General features: G+C 61.9%; 17 protein-coding genes and 1 tRNA gene. 10 read left to right on the top strand and 8 right to left on the bottom strand.

What is annotated here, in order from left to right:
* Positions 1-52: 52 nt before the first annotated feature.
* From M1E05_RS06010 to M1E05_RS06025, 4 genes are all read left to right on the top strand, one after another.
* Complete coding sequence (locus M1E05_RS06010; protein ID WP_461164738.1) at positions 53-1,759, top strand: sigma-70 family RNA polymerase sigma factor; 1,707 nt, start codon at positions 53-55, stop codon at positions 1,757-1,759.
* A gap of 172 nt (positions 1,760-1,931) precedes the next feature.
* Positions 1,932-3,464: an amino acid permease gene (locus M1E05_RS06015; RefSeq protein ID WP_461164739.1), complete on the top strand. Its 1,533-nt coding sequence runs from the start codon at positions 1,932-1,934 to the stop codon at positions 3,462-3,464.
* A 68-nt stretch (positions 3,465-3,532) separates the two neighbouring features.
* The gene (locus M1E05_RS06020; protein ID WP_458111687.1) at positions 3,533-4,138 is read left to right on the top strand and encodes a TetR/AcrR family transcriptional regulator; all 606 of its coding nucleotides are present in this window, start codon (positions 3,533-3,535) and stop codon (positions 4,136-4,138) included.
* 241 nt (positions 4,139-4,379) lie between these two features.
* Complete coding sequence (locus tag M1E05_RS06025) at positions 4,380-4,673, top strand: DUF3040 domain-containing protein (protein ID WP_458111686.1); 294 nt, start codon at positions 4,380-4,382, stop codon at positions 4,671-4,673.
* 100 nt (positions 4,674-4,773) lie between these two features.
* Here M1E05_RS06025 and M1E05_RS06030 read toward each other — a convergent pair whose 3' ends face one another.
* The 4 genes from M1E05_RS06030 to M1E05_RS06045 all read right to left on the bottom strand — a co-directional run bounded on the left by M1E05_RS06030 (position 4,774) and on the right by M1E05_RS06045 (position 8,380).
* Complete coding sequence (locus tag M1E05_RS06030) at positions 4,774-5,409, bottom strand: DUF2461 domain-containing protein (RefSeq protein ID WP_461164740.1); 636 nt, start codon at positions 5,407-5,409, stop codon at positions 4,774-4,776.
* Between the two features lie 123 nt (positions 5,410-5,532).
* Positions 5,533-7,050, bottom strand: coding sequence for a catalase (locus M1E05_RS06035; RefSeq protein WP_461164741.1), 1,518 nt, complete (start codon positions 7,048-7,050; stop codon positions 5,533-5,535).
* Positions 7,051-7,072: 22 nt separating this feature from the next.
* Entirely contained in the window at positions 7,073-7,546 is a 474-nt protein-coding gene (locus M1E05_RS06040; RefSeq protein ID WP_309108453.1) for a Fur family transcriptional regulator, read from the bottom strand.
* 30 nt (positions 7,547-7,576) lie between these two features.
* Complete coding sequence (locus tag M1E05_RS06045) at positions 7,577-8,380, bottom strand: hypothetical protein (RefSeq protein WP_461164742.1); 804 nt, start codon at positions 8,378-8,380, stop codon at positions 7,577-7,579.
* Positions 8,381-8,551: 171 nt separating this feature from the next.
* On the opposite strand from M1E05_RS06045, the gene htpX reads away from it, so the two are divergent.
* Positions 8,552-9,415 (top strand): zinc metalloprotease HtpX, encoded by an 864-nt coding sequence (gene htpX / locus M1E05_RS06050; protein ID WP_461164743.1) that lies wholly within the window; start codon positions 8,552-8,554, stop codon positions 9,413-9,415.
* A 4-nt stretch (positions 9,416-9,419) separates the two neighbouring features.
* Here the strand turns inward: htpX and M1E05_RS06055 are convergent, their stop codons facing one another.
* Positions 9,420-9,911, bottom strand: coding sequence for a YajQ family cyclic di-GMP-binding protein (locus M1E05_RS06055; protein ID WP_458111681.1), 492 nt, complete (start codon positions 9,909-9,911; stop codon positions 9,420-9,422).
* A 208-nt stretch (positions 9,912-10,119) separates the two neighbouring features.
* Between M1E05_RS06055 and M1E05_RS06060 the strand changes: the two genes are divergently transcribed.
* The 3 genes from M1E05_RS06060 to M1E05_RS06070 all read left to right on the top strand — a co-directional run bounded on the left by M1E05_RS06060 (position 10,120) and on the right by M1E05_RS06070 (position 11,280).
* Positions 10,120-10,374, top strand: coding sequence for a hypothetical protein (locus tag M1E05_RS06060; protein WP_458111680.1), 255 nt, complete (start codon positions 10,120-10,122; stop codon positions 10,372-10,374).
* A 149-nt stretch (positions 10,375-10,523) separates the two neighbouring features.
* Positions 10,524-10,605 (top strand) — tRNA-Tyr (locus M1E05_RS06065).
* A 168-nt stretch (positions 10,606-10,773) separates the two neighbouring features.
* Complete coding sequence (locus tag M1E05_RS06070; RefSeq protein WP_461164744.1) at positions 10,774-11,280, top strand: methyltransferase family protein; 507 nt, start codon at positions 10,774-10,776, stop codon at positions 11,278-11,280.
* Positions 11,281-11,425: 145 nt separating this feature from the next.
* Here M1E05_RS06070 and M1E05_RS06075 read toward each other — a convergent pair whose 3' ends face one another.
* Both M1E05_RS06075 and M1E05_RS06080 read right to left on the bottom strand, forming a co-directional pair.
* Entirely contained in the window at positions 11,426-12,241 is an 816-nt protein-coding gene (locus tag M1E05_RS06075; RefSeq protein WP_461164745.1) for a LysM peptidoglycan-binding domain-containing protein, read from the bottom strand.
* A gap of 314 nt (positions 12,242-12,555) precedes the next feature.
* Positions 12,556-13,290 carry a potassium channel family protein gene (locus M1E05_RS06080; protein ID WP_461164746.1) on the bottom strand — a complete coding sequence of 245 codons (735 nt, stop codon included), beginning with the start codon at positions 13,288-13,290 and terminating at the stop codon, positions 12,556-12,558.
* An 84-nt stretch (positions 13,291-13,374) separates the two neighbouring features.
* Here M1E05_RS06080 and M1E05_RS06085 point away from each other — a divergent pair, with 84 nt between their 5' ends.
* Together M1E05_RS06085 and trxA are read left to right on the top strand one after the other, a co-directional pair.
* The gene (locus tag M1E05_RS06085; protein WP_458114548.1) at positions 13,375-13,920 is read left to right on the top strand and encodes an acyl-CoA thioesterase; all 546 of its coding nucleotides are present in this window, start codon (positions 13,375-13,377) and stop codon (positions 13,918-13,920) included.
* Between the two features lie 100 nt (positions 13,921-14,020).
* Positions 14,021-14,434, top strand: a complete 414-nt coding sequence (gene trxA, locus M1E05_RS06090; protein ID WP_458111676.1) for a thioredoxin — start codon at positions 14,021-14,023, stop codon at positions 14,432-14,434.
* A 76-nt stretch (positions 14,435-14,510) separates the two neighbouring features.
* Here the strand turns inward: trxA and M1E05_RS06095 are convergent, their stop codons facing one another.
* Positions 14,511-14,789, bottom strand: coding sequence for a putative quinol monooxygenase (locus M1E05_RS06095; RefSeq protein ID WP_458111675.1), 279 nt, complete (start codon positions 14,787-14,789; stop codon positions 14,511-14,513).
* Positions 14,790-14,859 lie beyond the last annotated feature (70 nt).

Raw genomic sequence — 14,859 nt, forward strand, 5'->3', positions numbered from 1 at the left:
AACTGGGAGCCCTGCCCTGTCCGGCAGGGGATATGACGGACTGTCAGGAAGAATGATGCTCAGCGAAGCCACCCCCGGCGCGGAACCGGCCGAACCCAGCGATGCCGAGCTTATTGCCAAGGTGCGGGCCGGAGAAGGGGATGCCTACGGTCAGCTCTTCGGGCGGCACCACAGGGCCGCCGTCGGGCTTGCCCACCGGTATGCCCGCAATGGATCCGACGCCGAAGACCTGGCTGCCGAAGGCTTCGCAAACGTCCTGGCGGCGCTGCAGAGCGGATCCGGACCTGACGCCTTTTTTCGGGCTTATCTGTTTTCGTCCATTGCGCGGCTGGCAGCCCGGAAGAACGTTGGAGACGGCCGGCAGACCCTCAGCGATGACCTGACTGCCTATGAGAACCCCACAGGCTACACGGATCCCGTGCTCGCATCGTTTGAATCCAAAACCGTTGCGGACTCGTTCCGTTCGTTGCCCGAACGCTGGCAGGCAGTGCTTTGGTACACCGAAATCGATGGCATGCCGCCGGCAGCCGTGGCTCCCTTGCTGGGACTGTCCGCCAACGGAGTGTCTGCGCTCGCCGTCCGTGCACGCGAAGGGCTGCGGCAGTCGTACCTTCAGCACCACATCACCGCCACAGCCGAAGATCCCGGCTGCGCGGCCGTCACCGACAAGCTGGGCGCCTATGCCCGCCGGGGGCTCAGTCCCCGGAACGAAGCAAAGGTCCGTGATCACCTGGACGAGTGCTCCAAATGCCTGGGTCTTCTCCTGCAGGTACAGGACGTGGGGGCGGGCATGCGTGGAATCATCTTCCCGCTCGCTGCCGGGCTGGCCTTCCCCTCCGCAGCCGGGATTGCCGCCGGAGGACTCTTCAGCGGCGCACTCCTGGGACTGCAGCAGGGCGCCTCGCGGACCTGGGACTGGGCCCGCTCCCATGCCCTGATCAGCTCAAGCGCCGCCTCAGTTGCGGCCGCGACCGTCGCAATCGCAGTGGCAGTGCAGTTTGGCGGCCTCAATGCAGGCGGGGCCGGATCGCGGGTGCCTGCCGCGCAATTGCCGGGAGACAGCACGCCGGCGGACACTCTGCTTCCTGGCGGGGGAGTGGCCCCAGACGCCGGATCTTCGCCGGGAGACGTGCCGGAAGCAGGACTTCCCGGCTCACCCCGGGATGGCGAGCAGCTGCCGCCCGAGTCGGCCGAGGAGCGTGCAGCAGACCAGGCAGCAGCGGACCTGGTATCAGCTGACGAGCGGGGCCCTCTGGAAGCAGCCCCCGGCGGCGAACAACCAACAGTGGGAGAGGTGCCCCAGCAGGACACTTCTGCCGATTCCGAAGCTGTGCAACCCGCACCGCAGCCTGAACCACCGGCGACCCCGGCCCCGGCCCCTGCGCCCCCTCCTGCCCCCGCGCCTCCTCCGCCGCCTGCCCCGGCGGAGGCTACTCTGTTCAGCGCTTCGGCCAATGTCAGCCGGGGCGGAAGCGAGCACTTTACCGACGTCCTGACGATTTCTCTCGCCGCTGTTACAGGCGGGACTGAGCCCACGGATGTCCGGCTGGTGCTCAAATACCACGGCTTCCAGACCCTGACGGCAGGCGGAGCGGGCTGGCAATGCTCAGTGGCCGGGCGTGAAATCGTCTGTACGTTGCCGGCTGCCACCGCCGGGGCACTTCCGCCTGTGGTGGCCAATGGAACGAGCCCTGTGGCTCCCGGGTTCGCGCTGGACATCAGCGGTTCACGCGTGGTCGCCACATCTGCCCGTTACTGAGCGCCCGCCACTGATCGCGCCTAACTGACCGCGGGTATGGGCCCGTCCTTGTGCAGCCGCGCCCGGAATCTGCCGCCGTCTCACATTCCGGGACAAATATGGCTGTCCACTGGATGGACACTACTCTTGATAAGTCTGTTTCCCGCACGCAATCAAGATTGTGGACTTCTTCATGAACCTTTTCCGGACCAAGACAGTTGAGCAGTCGATAGCCGACGCCGAAGAGCCGGGCCGCTCACTCAAGCGGACCCTGAGTACCTGGGACCTGATGATCATGGGCGTCGCCGTTGCTGTCGGCGCCGGAATCTTCTCGGTAGGAGCAAAGGCTGCGGCAAACTTTGCCGGCCCTGCCGTTACTGTTTCCTTTGCGATCGCCGCCATCACCTGTGCTCTGGCCATCATGTGCTACGCCGAATTCGCCACGGCCATTCCCGTGGCAGGCTCCGCCTACGTCTTCACGTACGCCACCATGGGCGAGCTCCTGGCTTGGATCATCGGCTGGAACCTGATCCTGGAGCTGTTCACCGCCGCCGCAGTGATCGCAAAGTACTGGGGCATCTACCTCAGCAAGGTATTCGCATTGACCGGGCTGGATATTCCGCCGGCCATCTCGCTCGGAGGAATCGACCTCTATTGGGGCGCCTTCCTGATTGTGGCGATCTTCACCGTGCTGCTGGTACTGGGAACCAAGCTGTCAGCGCGCGTCGGCAACGTCTTCACACTGATCAAGATCGCCGTCGTGCTGTTCGTCATCGTTGTCGGGTTCACCTACGTCAAGTTCGAGAACTACAGCCCGTTCGTCCCGGCATCTGAACCCACCGCCGCAGCGGGGGCCACGGACGTCCTCAAGCAGTCCTTCTTCGGCTTCCTGACCGGGGCCGCCCCCGCGCAATACGGAACTCTTGGCATCTTTGCCGGCGCCGCCCTGGTCTTCTTCGCTTTCATCGGCTTCGACGTCGTTGCCACCTCTGCTGAAGAGGTGAAGAACCCGCAGAAAACCCTTCCCCGCGGTATCTTCGGTGGCCTGGCAGTGGTGACCCTGCTTTACATCCTGGTGTCGCTGGCGCTGACGGGAATGGTGTCCTACACCGAACTGGCTGAGGTCAAGAACCCGACCCTCACCACGGCGTTCGAGGCGGTAGGTGATACCGGCGCGGCCAAGGTGATCGCGTTCGGTTCACTCGTGGGCCTGACCACCGTCATTATGGTGCTCCTCATGGGTCTGTCGCGCGTCGTCCTGGCCATGAGCAGGGACGGGCTACTGCCGCGGTCCTTGTCCAGGACCAGCGCAAAGCGTTCCACTCCGGCCCGTCTGCAGATCATCTGCGGGGCAGCCGTCGCCGTGGTGGCAGGGCTGACAAATGTGGATCTCCTGGAGGAAATGATCAACATTGGAACCCTCTCCGCCTTCGTGATGGTCAGCCTGGGCATCCTGGTGCTCCGGAAGAAGCGCCCGGACCTGAAGCCGGCGTTCCGTGTTCCGTTCGGCAAGGTACTTCCCGTGGTGTCGGCCCTGCTGTGCCTCTACCTCATGACAAACCTGGCCGTTGAGACATGGATCTTCTTCGCGATCTGGCTGGTACTGGGTATCGCCATCTACTTCTCCTACGGGCAGCGGCACTCACGTCTTAACGAGCGGTTCAGCGAAGCCAGGTCAGCAGTCAACAGAACAACGGACAACGACGACGCCCTGACCCGCGTCTAAGCCGCGGTCCGGGCTCCGCCCCGGTCGCGACGTCAACCCTGCCGGGCCATGGCTCCTAAGATGGAGCCATGGCCCGCCCTGCAAAACCCGAGCGCAAAGCGGAGCTCCTAGCTGCCATCCTGGACTACCTGATGGACAAGACTCTTGCTGAACTGACGTTCCGCAGCCTCGCCGACGGACTGGGGATATCCAGCTACGTGCTGGTCTACCATTTCGGCAACAGGGAACAATTGATCGCCGAGATCATCAGTTCCATTGAGTCCAGGCTGGACCCCATGCGAAGCGCTGACGTTCGCGACATTGACCGCGAAGCCTGGCGGGCGTTCCTGCTGCAATCGTGGCAGTGGACAATGGCCCAGAGGAACCGCCACCTGGCCCGGCTGGAGTTCGAGGCCACCGCCCAGGACATCGTGGCCGCAGCACCCCGTGGCACCTCGCAGGAGAACTTCCGGATGCTGCACCACAAGACGAGGGACTGGCTGGTCATCCAGGGCATCCGGGAAGAATTTGCCGACACCGATGCTCGGCTGTTCACGTCCACTTTCTACGGTTTGCAGTTCGACTTCGTGGTGATGAATCAGCCGGAAGAAGCGACGAAGGCGTTCGAACTGATGCTTTCGGTGTTTTTCAGCAACCTGGACTATCGGCTGGCCACCGAAGGCCAACACAGCTGACCTTTGACCTAAACGGAACTTCCTCCGTCAGCACGGCGTAAAATTGAACCTAGGCCGGCGACGGCCAGGGTCTGCAGGTGAACCCGTGTCCGCCTCAGCTCTTACCAGCCCGCCGCCGGTCCTGACTCGTGTTGGCAGCTGTCAACCCAGGTGAGAGAGAAGGTGGCGTCGCAATTGCGGCAGGTTCGGGACATTCCGGACGCTCAATCCCGGCTGCTACTCCATGGGCAGGAAGGTTCCCATGGCTCTATCGGATGAGGAACGCGCGCGCCTTGAAAAGTTAGAACAGGAACTGGCCGCATCCGATCCTGATCTATACCGGAAACTGCAATGGGGAGTCCCAAGCAGCAGAACTTCCTCACAGCGGGTCTACGGGGTCCTGAGCACATTGGCCGGATTCGCGGTGGTCATCACAGGAATCGTCACGGAGATTACGATCATCGGCGCCCTCGGCTTTGTGCTGACCATGGCCGGCGCCTACTGGTTCCTCTATGGAGTTCCCAAACGAACCAGGACCGGCAATCCGCCGCTGTGATGGTGCCTGATACCTTTTCACCTGACACCTCTTCACGACCCGTTTCCGGTCTCATCCTTGGTGGCCTGGTGAAGGTTGAACCGCTTCGCGGCTGATGGCATTAAGGTGAGGCGTGGCGGCCCACCCACTCGACGAGCGGGCGCAGCTGCTCCCAAAGCCCGGCGATTTCATCTGACGCCGCAGGAGTTGCAAGCCATTCTGGCTGCCCCAGGTCAACACCGGCCGTTAGCGTTTTGTGCTTAAGCAGTTCGGCTCGCGGATGGGCGGAATCGAAGCCGCGCGGTACGGTCTTCAGCTTTTCACCTTCAACGTCAAAGCCCGAGGTGCTGAGAGCCTCGACGATATGCTGCAGCGACTCGCCCGTTGCAGAAGCATCTACGGCGTTTCGGTAGCGGGCGAGTTGGGCCGGGGAGTGGGAGTGGTAGCCGCCGCCGACCAGCAGGCCGTCCGCCCCCACTTGAAGGTAGCACCCCACACCTTCCTGGTAGGAAGCGAAGGCGCCCTGGGCCGTTTTGTAAGGGGATTTGTCCTGGGAAAACCGGATGTCACGGTTGGGCCTGAAGATCTTCGCGGGACCGAACCTTGGCTCCAACCCGGCGAGCAGCGCCATCAATGGCCTTTTGACGTCCTCCTCGTAGCGGGCCTTGTTCTGCAGCCACCAGTCGCGGTTGTTGTTTTCTTCCAGTTCCGCGTAGAACCCGAACGCCGTCGGGGGAATTCCTTCAAAAGTTTCCATGTACGGATCGTAGGCAGCCACCGGCAGGGCGGGCCATACTCTCCGGAGGCTATGTGGAAAACAAAAACGCCCCGCCGCGGAGAAATCCGCGACGGGGCGTTCAGTAACGCTTCGATCAGAACATCAGCCGATCTTGTTGGCAGCTTCTGCCTCGGAGTTGCCAGCGCCGGCGGTAACGCCTGCACCAAGGTTGGCGCGGAGTTTCGCACCAAGCTCGGCGTCAACATTGGTCCAGTACTGGATGGCGCGTTCCTTGATGCCAGGGCTCTTGACGCCGCCCACGGCTCCGGTGATGGTTTCGAGGAGACGTGCCTTGGCGCCGTCGTCGTAAACCTCGCGGTAAAGCGCGCCGGCCTGGACGAAATCGCTGTCCTCAGGGTGCAGGGAGTGCGCGGCAAGGGTCAGCTCGCCGTCGTTCTCCCAGCCGCCGGCCGGGCTCTGCGGCTCAACCGCAGCCGGGCCGCCCACCGAGTTCGGTGCGTAAACCGGAACGGAAGGGGCGTTGAAGTGGTAACGTCCCGCGCCGTCCTGGCTGTAGTTGTTGACCTGGTTCTTGGGCTGGTTCACCGGGATCTGGGCGTGGTTGGTGCCCACGCGGTAACGGTGTGCGTCCGCGTACGAGAAGATGCGGGCCTGCAGCATCTTGTCCGGGGAAGCGGCAATGCCGGGAACGAAGTTCGACGGCGCAAACGTGGCCTGCTCGATCTGCGCGAAGTAGTTCTCCGGGTTCCGATTCAGCTCCATGGTGCCCACCTTGATCAGCGGGTAGTCAGCGTGCGGCCACACCTTGGTGAGGTCGAACGGGTTGAAGCGGTAGGTCTTGGCGTCCTCGTACGGCATAACCTGGACGTGGAGGTCCCAGGAGGGGAAGTTGCCGGCAGCAATGTTTTCCTGCAGGTCGCGGATGTAGAAGTCGGCGTCTGAACCGGCGAGTTGTTCGGCCTGGTCCCCGCTCATGCTCTTGACGCCCTGGTTGGACTTGAAGTGGTACTTGACCCAGAAGCGCTCGCCTTCAGCGTTGATCCACTGGTAGGTGTGCGAGCCGTAGCCCTGCATTTCCCGCCAGGACGCCGGGAGGCCACGGTCACCCATGAGCCAGGTGACCTGGTGTGCGGATTCCGGGGAAAGAGTCCAGAAATCCCACTGCATGTCAGCGTCACGCAGGTGGGTACCCGGGAGGCGCTTCTGGGAGTGGATGAAGTCGGGGAACTTGATGCCGTCGCGGATGAAGAAGACGGGAGTGTTGTTTCCAACGAGGTCGTAGTTGCCCTCGGAGGTGTAGAACTTCACGGCGAAACCGCGCGGATCGCGCCAGGTATCAGGGGAGCCATTCTCGCCCGCAACAGAGGAGAAGCGGATGAGCATCTCGGTCTCAACGCCCGGCTGCAGGAAAGCAGCCTTCGTGTAGGCCGAGACGTCCTCGGTGGTGGTGAACTTGCCGAAAGCGCCGCCGCCTTTGGCGTGAACTACACGCTCCGGCACACGCTCGCGGTTGAACTGCGCCAGCTTTTCGACCAGGTAGTGATCCGTGAGGATGATTGCGCCGTCAGCACCGACGGAGCGGGAATGGGCATCTGAAGTGACAGGGGCCCCGGATTGGGTGGTGGATACGGGGATGGGCGCAACACTGTTCGCGGTCATCGTTCTCCTATTTCTTGGATGGTTACTTATCGAGTTCGGAAGGAAGCTGTTGGGTGCGCTGGCAGTCCTGGCAAATGCCCTGATACAACACATCGGCGATCTGAATGGTCATGCGCCGGCCACTGTCCTCGCCCCAGTGGGGTGTAAGGCACGGCGCGTGGCCAACGGCGCAATCGACGTCTTCCACGCGTCCGCAGCTGATGCAGATCGCATGGTGATGGTTGTCCGCCACGCGGGTTTCGTACAGGGCCGGTGAGTGGGGAGGTTCAAACCGGCGCAGCATGTTCAGATCGGTGAGATCCCCCAAAACAACGTAGACGGACTGAGCCGTCAGCTCAGGAAGGTCATTCCGGGCGGCTGCAAGGATGTTTTCGGCGGGGGAGTGAGGGTGGCGTTCGACGGCGGCCAACACGGCGAGCCGCTGTTTGGTCACGCGGCGCCCGTGGGCACGCAGGGCCTTGGCCCATGCTTCGTGGTCGCCACCGGAATCGCTCATGGCTCCATTGAAACACTTATTATGACTGAATCACAATAAGGCTTGGCTAAGTTCCGGGGAATCCGACAATGCAGCGAGCGGATTCCTGGACTCGTTGGCGGAGCGTCCAAGGACATGCAACTTCAGTCTGCGGCCGGTAGTGGAAGGGTCAGGGGCAATGCAGCTGAGCCCACTGACGGTCGGATCCGCGGCAAATCCTTCCAGCGCCTTTGCCAGGGCCAGGACTTCCGCCGGGCGGACGTCTGAGATGGAGGCCAGGGAGCGGTGGAACGTCAACACCCGATGCCCGCCATCGATAGGGTGCGCAGGCGTGACGGTAGCGATGTCGGGGAGCGAGGTTGCTCGGTTCTCGCCGGCCAGCGGGCCACCATCTGGACCGTCCACGGCGGCCGTCAATTCGGCGTCGAACGCGGCCGTGGCCCGGAGAGCGCCACGGAGGGCGAGATCGATGTCCAGGAGTTCGTCGTCGCCCAGGGGTGTCCGACGATGAGCAGGAAGGGCCAGTACTGCGCCGGGGGCGCCTGGTTCCGCGTCCCAGCGTCCGAAGAGATGGAAGGTGGGGGTCGAGGACTCAGCCACCGGCTCGCCCAGGGCCGCCCCCAGGGCGTGCCATTGGTAGGCAAACATAAGCGTGCAGTGGGTGACGCCGAGGACCTGGGTCAGTGCGGCATGAGCTGCCTTGTGGCAGCGAAGCCAGTCTGAGGCGGAGCGCCGGTCAAGGGCGGTGGCGGGATTGCTGAGCCTGATCAGGAGGTGGGCTGAAGTCAGTGGCGTCCGAGGCCGGGCTACTTCCCAGACTGCGGATCCCCACAGCAGCCGTCTGGCCAATCCCATGTGCGCTCCCTTCCCCGCTGACCATATCAAGCGTGACTCAAGCCGCGTCGTCGCCGCTTGAGTTGCAAAATTGCCGCTGTCCCGGTGGGGGAACATTCTTGCTCATGGCGGCATTAAACTTTTGAGTGAAGGTTGGTTCTGCTGTTGTGCGGCGTGTCAGTGGGAGGCGAAGTGCACAAACATTACAACGGATTGAAGACCGCGGCCCTGTTTGGAGTGCTCTGGGCCGTGCTGCTCGGACTTGGTGCCTTGATCGGCAGCAGCATGCGGAGCGCAACACCCATCTGGATCATGGCTTTGATCGGCGTCGGCACCACGGCTTACGGCTACTGGAACAGTGACAAGATCGCGCTCAGGTCCATGCAGGCGTACCCAGTATCCGAGGCCCAGGCGCCCCAGCTGTACCAGATAGTCCGGGAGCTTTCGGTACAGGCCAAGCAGCCCATGCCCCGCATTTACCTTTCGCCAACTATGGCGCCCAACGCCTTCGCCACTGGCCGGAATCCGCGGAATGCGGCTGTGTGCTGCACGGAGGGAATCCTGCAGATCCTCAATCCGCGGGAGCTGCGCGGCGTTCTGGGGCACGAGCTGATGCATGTCTACAACCGGGATATCCTCACGTCCTCGGTAGCTGCCGCCGTCGCCGGGGTAATTACCTCGGTGGGGCAGATGCTCGTGTTCCTGGGCGGGGACCGGCGCAACTCGAACCCCATTGCCCTGCTCGCCATGGCTTTCTTGGCGCCATTCGCAGCTTCGATGATCCAGCTGGCCATCTCCCGCACCAGGGAGTACGACGCCGACGAGGACGGTTCAGCGCTGACCGGGGATCCGCTGGCGCTCGCCTCTGCCCTGCGGAAGATTGAGCAGGGCGTCCAGCTCGCGCCGCTGCCGCCGGACCAGCGGCTGGTGAATGCATCCCACCTCATGATTGCCAACCCGTTCCGTGGAGGCGTCATGAACAAGATGTTCGCCACGCACCCTCCGATGCGGGAGCGGATTGCCAGGCTGGAGCAGATGGCGGGGCGTCCTGGCTGAGGAATTAGCTGCGGAAGTTCACAAACTGGAGGTCAGCCTCGTCGAAGTCCTTCAGCAGAGCCATGGTCTCCTGGAGATCGTCGCGGGACTTGGAGGTCACACGCAGCTCGTCGCCTTGGATCTGGGATTTGACCGACTTCGGAGCCTCGTCCCGGATCAGCTTGTTGATCTTCTTGGCGAGGTCCTGGGCGATGCCCTCCTTGATGGTTGCTTCCAGTCGGAACTCCTTGCCCGACGCGTAGGGCTCGCCGGTGTCCAGGGACTTCAGCGAAATGCCGCGGCGGATGAGCTTTGACTGCAGTACGTCCAGAACTGCCAACACACGCTCTTCCGAGTTTGCCTTCATGAGGAGCTTCTCGCCGCTGAAATCAACCTCAGCGCCTACACCCTTGAAGTCGTAACGCTGAGCCAGCTCTTTCTGCGCCTGGTGCAGGGCGTTTGCAACCTCCTGCTTGTCTACCTTGCTGACGACGTCGAATGTGGATTCGCCTGCCATGACTCTCCTCCTGCTGTTGGTCCGGTGCCTCAATAACGGCCGGGATGTCTGGAATCCAGCCTAATACGGATGGGCTGGAAGTGAAGTCGGGGGGAAGGTTCGCCCAGCACTGCTGTTCACAGTTCACTCCTAGCTAACCTCCGGGAGGAACCAAGCGTGCGCGGCCAGAGTTGTAACTGTTGGAAGTGCCACCCCGAAAGGAAAGACCATGCCGCACAAGGCCGTCCGCTACGTCCTCCGTTCTAGCTCCTATGCCGCGGGAACCATTGCGTCAGCCGCGGGCACCGTTGCTGCTGCAGCCTTGGCCGCTTCGATCATTCTCAGCCCCACCGCGGCAGCGTCAGCACGGATGGACGGGGTGCATACGGATTTGCTGCGCGCAGTCCAGTTGAACCAGATCACAGAAGAACAGGCAGCACGGTTTGAAGCGAAGCTGGCTGGCCGGATCCTCGGAGAAGCCTGATTTTCCGGGCTTTTTAGCTCGTCTCCGCGCCGATTCGATTCTTCGGCGGAAGTTCTGTAAAGTTGTCTTGCCCGCGGTCACCGGAAGCGGAACGGACTGGAAACAGCCCTTCTGGCATGGAGAACGCGAGTGATCTTCTTTTGAAGTTCGGCAGATTACCCGAGCGGCCAAAGGGGGCTGACTGTAAATCAGCTGGCAACGCCTACGGGGGTTCGAATCCCTCATCTGCCACCCAAACGAAGGCCCGTAATTCTCCTGGAACCAGGAAAATTACGGGCCTTTGTCATTCTCCGACATTCCTATTCATTCCAAGCCAACCTCCCCTTGGGCGCGTCCACCGCGGGAACTAAGGCATCATCTGATCCAACGCTGACGTCGTTTCGGAGATACAGTTCTGGCATGGCCACTGCGTCCCGGACGGCCCGGTTGAGGGAGCTTTACGAAAACCTTCCCCTGCCGCCAGGGCAACTGACCGGATTAGCCGTGAATCTCATTCTTGGCCGGATCCGTCCCGCACCTCTTCCTGGATCCCGTGCCCTTCACCGGCTCGGAGGGACCGGAATCGTGGTTGCCGGCGTCGGCCTGAATCTGTGGGCGCTGGCGGAACGGCGACACCACTCTACGGGTGCATTCGAGCTGGAGCGGCCGGAGGTATTGGTTACCAGCGGCCCGTATGCGATTACGCGGCATCCCATGTACGTCGGCTGGTGGTTCATCCATGTAGGGGCGGGAACCCTGTCCGGTTCGTCCTGGGTTCTCGCAACTTTCCCTGCCGCGGCGCTCGCTGAGCATCTTGGTGTCCTCCACGAAGAGGCCGCCACGGCCGCGATCTTCGGACAGTCTTATGCTGACTACGCGGAGAGGGTTCCGCGCTACGTCAGGTTCCGTTTCCGTAAAAAGGGATAGTCGGGAACCACAAAACACGTGCCTTGGCGCCCGAGTGATGGCAGCATTGGAAAGGCCTCCGGAACCGTCAGGATCCGAAGGCCTTTCTGTTGCCGGCTGCAATCACTGGAGGGTGGGTGCGCAACCGGACAGTCGTGGCTCTGCGCTAATTCAGAGCGATCAACAGCATCTGGCTGGTGCCGGGAATGCAGGTTTGCAGGATAGCTCGCGGGAATCCTCCGAACACTGCGATGACGTCATTGGTGGTGCCGGGATTGGGAACCTGACCACGTGCTGTCACCGTATAAGTTCCATACCCGCCCAGGCTTACTGTCTCGCCGATTCCTATTCCTGAAAAACGTGCCCAGCCGCCACAGTAATCGTGCTCGGTGATGAAGAGCGAGTAGCCATCGTTGGGTGTGTAGTGAATGGGCCCGATGCAGCTGTCCAAGAGGGCCTGGCCCCCGGCTCCGGCAACATAGATGGTCCGTACTGTGGGCGCTGGTGGGGGTGCCGGCGCGGCAACTGGGGGTGCCGGGGCAGCAACAGGGGGCGCGACGGGAGCAGGCTCTGGAGCCGGGACTGGTTCCGGCGCGGGAACGGGCTCGGGTACCGGTGCAGGAGCCGGCGGCTCCGGCGCAGGTTCCACAACAACCGGTTCAGCCGGTGCAGGTGCCGGAACCGGGGCCTCCTCAGGGAGCTCAGCCGCAAGGGAATCCGCCGCTCGGTCGCTCCCCGCCGCTGGAGCAGAGCCTTCCTGGTCAGCATTCCCGACGACCCCGACGTCGACAGTCTGAGCGGGCTCCACCGGAGCAGTAGCGCTGGAGTCGCCATCGAAGGTGAACAGCGAGGCAGTGAGAACGACGGCGAGAATGGAGCCCGCGATCCCTCCGGCTTTGAGCTTGTTGCCGGCTCCAAAGCGAGGGGCTGCCTGGCTGACGGCCCTGACCTCGGCAAAGCGTCCGAGATATTCATTTTCCACTGGTTCACCCCCGTCAAACTGAGGGATTGCCGGTCGGAAACCCCTAGGGCGGCAGTTCCTTGTGAGCGCCCCAGGCGAGGCAAGGCGCAGAGCAGTACAAGGAGCTATCGATGAGACAAATCCGACAAATGCTGGTATTTATCGGCCCTAGGAATACCGAGTCTATTAATCGGGCCATACAGGGCGCACGAGTAGCCAATACTCGACTTTCCCGGCGAATTACTTAGGCCGAGGGTGCGTACTTAAGCGTGATACAGGCAAAACGGGCCGCCGGCATTAGGGCATGAAATCAATGCCCCCGAATATGCACAGAGCTAAATGCTCTTTTCACTCCGCAGTGCCTCAATTTCGCGGCGCAATGCGACAACTTCCTGAAGCAGGTCGTTCACTTCGTCAAGCACGGGAGCCTCCGCTGCCTCGGCGGCTGCTTCCGTACCCTCTTCGATGCGCTGGACCAGCCAGGAAGCGATTGAAGCTGTGACCACACCGAGCACCGCAATACCGCTCATCATCAACGCTGCGGCGACTATCCGTCCGATGGCCGTGACCGGGTACATGTCACCGTAACCAACGGTGGTGATGGTGGTGATCGCCCACCACAGGGCATCGCCGAATGTGACGATCTTGGCGTCAGGAGCTGATTGCTCGACATCCAGCACCGCCAACGCTCCTACAAACACCAGCAGCGCCGCCGATCCCGCCACATAGGTAACAACCCGGCCGCGCAGAGTCTCACCTATTGTCCTGTGGAGCACGGAAAGCAAGGTGACCAGACGGAGCAGCCTCAGCGGGCGGAAAAACGGAAGCGCGACGATGAGCAGCTCATGAAGATTCCGGACAAACCAACGGCGCCGATCTTGGGCAAGCCAGAGATTCGTGACGTAGTCGACGGCAAAAATGGCCCAGGTAATCCACATGACAACCTCAAGGACGTCTGCGTCACGCCCTTCGACGGCCCCGATCACCTGCCACGCGTAGGCCGTGAGGAAAATCAGTGCCGTTCCCATGAGGGGCCACTCGGCGAGGTTGCGGTAGCGTTCCTGGGTCATACGGGAATTCTAGGGCGGGCGCTGTCCAACACCCGGAAAGAGCAGCGCTTGGCCATGAAGTTACTGGCCGGTAACATTGTGGCCATGCACCTATTGCTTCGCACGCTCCTGGTCCTTTTCACCTCGTCCCGGAGATTACGCCTGAGCGTTTGGGAGACGTCATCGTTGCCTCTTCGGGTTCTTCCCACCGACATAGACATCGCCCTGCACGTAAACAACGGCATGTATTTTTCCCTGATGGACCTTGGCCGCTTTGACCTGATGGGCCGAAGCGGTACGTGGAAAAAGATGCGCAGGCGTGGCTGGTCGCCGGTCGCAGCTGGGGAAACGATTGCTTTCCGGAAGTCACTCCAGCTGTGGCAGCGCTACACCATTGAATCAAAAATCATTGGACTGGATGCAAAGGCCATTTACTTCGAGCAGCGCATGGTGGCGGACGGCGAGATTTATGCCAGGGCCTATATCGCCACCCGCCTCGTCAGCAGCGGAGGTCCGGTCAGCCAGGAGGAAATCCTGAAGGAGTTCGGTGAACCGCCGGCTGGGCTTGAGCTCCCGGAGTGGATCCACGAGTGGCGTGAGACCAACGCTTTGCCCGGCGCCAGGCGCCCTGCCCCGCATGTATGGGTGTAAGTCCGCTTCCAGGTGAGTCCCGACGTCGCGCATATCCTGGTTGACTGTGCCATCAGCGAACCGGCGGGACATCGGGAGCGGCCTCGCGTACGGTGGAGGGATGGCTACCGTAGACATAACAGGTGAACAGTTCGCATCGACCATTGAGGACAACGACATCGTACTGGTGGACTTTTGGGCGGAATGGTGCGGCCCCTGCCGTCAATTCGCTCCCAGATACTCCGCTGTCTCCGAGAAGCACCAGGACGTCGTTTTTGCCAAGGTGGACACCGAAGCTGAACAGCAGCTGGCTGCCGAGGCAGGCATTACGTCCATCCCCACACTGATGGCGTTCCGCGAAAAGGTGCTGGTATTTTCCCAGCCCGGCGCCCTGAACGAACAGCAGCTTGAACAGGTTGTCGATGCTGTCAAAGCGCTGGACATGGACGAAGTCCACGCCCATGTGGCGCGTTCGCGGGAAGAGGCCGCCGCTTCCGCGGGGCCCCAGGACGGCTCCCAGATTCCGGACGCCTAGTTTTTCGCGTCGCCTGATTATCCGTCACGCCTGGTTTCTAGGACTCAGGTTTCCCGGCTCAGGTGGGGACGGCTCTTTAGAGCCGTTCCCACTTGACCGGCTCGGCCAGCAACGCGCTCAGCCGCTCGTTGAGATCCTGGACCACAACGCCCTTTGAATGCTTTTCCAGGTCATCTTCCGAGGCCCAGCGCTCGGTCAGTACCAGCCTGTCCTCCGTGGCCTCTGTCAGCTCATATCGGATGCACCCCGGCTCATTCGTCGCCTCGTCGATGGCGATTTCCAAGGCAAGCTTGACGCGGAAAAATTCGCCGTCATTGGGGATGAACGTGGTCTTCAAGTCAATGGGTTCAGTCATGCGCTTCACAATACCGGGCACCGGAACGTCGAAAGAATTGTTTAGTAGGACTCCCTAGTAGTTGCCCTTC

The sequence above is a fragment of the Arthrobacter sp. R4-81 genome, from assembly GCF_054792365.1.

What these genes read in the sequence shown, in the direction of transcription:
- M1E05_RS06010 (WP_461164738.1), top strand. Translation starts at nt 53, where the DNA reads ATGATGCTCAGCGAAGCCACCCCCGGCGCGGAACCGGCCGAACCCAGC.
- M1E05_RS06015 (WP_461164739.1), top strand. Translation starts at nt 1,932, where the DNA reads ATGAACCTTTTCCGGACCAAGACAGTTGAGCAGTCGATAGCCGACGCC.
- M1E05_RS06020 (WP_458111687.1), top strand. Translation starts at nt 3,533, where the DNA reads ATGGCCCGCCCTGCAAAACCCGAGCGCAAAGCGGAGCTCCTAGCTGCC.
- M1E05_RS06025 (WP_458111686.1), top strand. Translation starts at nt 4,380, where the DNA reads ATGGCTCTATCGGATGAGGAACGCGCGCGCCTTGAAAAGTTAGAACAG.
- M1E05_RS06030 (WP_461164740.1), bottom strand. Translation starts at nt 5,409, where the DNA reads ATGGAAACTTTTGAAGGAATTCCCCCGACGGCGTTCGGGTTCTACGCG.
- M1E05_RS06035 (WP_461164741.1), bottom strand. Translation starts at nt 7,050, where the DNA reads ATGACCGCGAACAGTGTTGCGCCCATCCCCGTATCCACCACCCAATCC.
- M1E05_RS06040 (WP_309108453.1), bottom strand. Translation starts at nt 7,546, where the DNA reads ATGAGCGATTCCGGTGGCGACCACGAAGCATGGGCCAAGGCCCTGCGT.
- M1E05_RS06045 (WP_461164742.1), bottom strand. Translation starts at nt 8,380, where the DNA reads ATGGGATTGGCCAGACGGCTGCTGTGGGGATCCGCAGTCTGGGAAGTA.
- M1E05_RS06055 (WP_458111681.1), bottom strand. Translation starts at nt 9,911, where the DNA reads ATGGCAGGCGAATCCACATTCGACGTCGTCAGCAAGGTAGACAAGCAG.
- M1E05_RS06060 (WP_458111680.1), top strand. Translation starts at nt 10,120, where the DNA reads ATGCCGCACAAGGCCGTCCGCTACGTCCTCCGTTCTAGCTCCTATGCC.
- M1E05_RS06070 (WP_461164744.1), top strand. Translation starts at nt 10,774, where the DNA reads ATGGCCACTGCGTCCCGGACGGCCCGGTTGAGGGAGCTTTACGAAAAC.
- M1E05_RS06080 (WP_461164746.1), bottom strand. Translation starts at nt 13,290, where the DNA reads ATGACCCAGGAACGCTACCGCAACCTCGCCGAGTGGCCCCTCATGGGA.
- M1E05_RS06085 (WP_458114548.1), top strand. Translation starts at nt 13,375, where the DNA reads ATGCACCTATTGCTTCGCACGCTCCTGGTCCTTTTCACCTCGTCCCGG.
- trxA (WP_458111676.1), top strand. Translation starts at nt 14,021, where the DNA reads ATGGCTACCGTAGACATAACAGGTGAACAGTTCGCATCGACCATTGAG.
- M1E05_RS06095 (WP_458111675.1), bottom strand. Translation starts at nt 14,789, where the DNA reads ATGACTGAACCCATTGACTTGAAGACCACGTTCATCCCCAATGACGGC.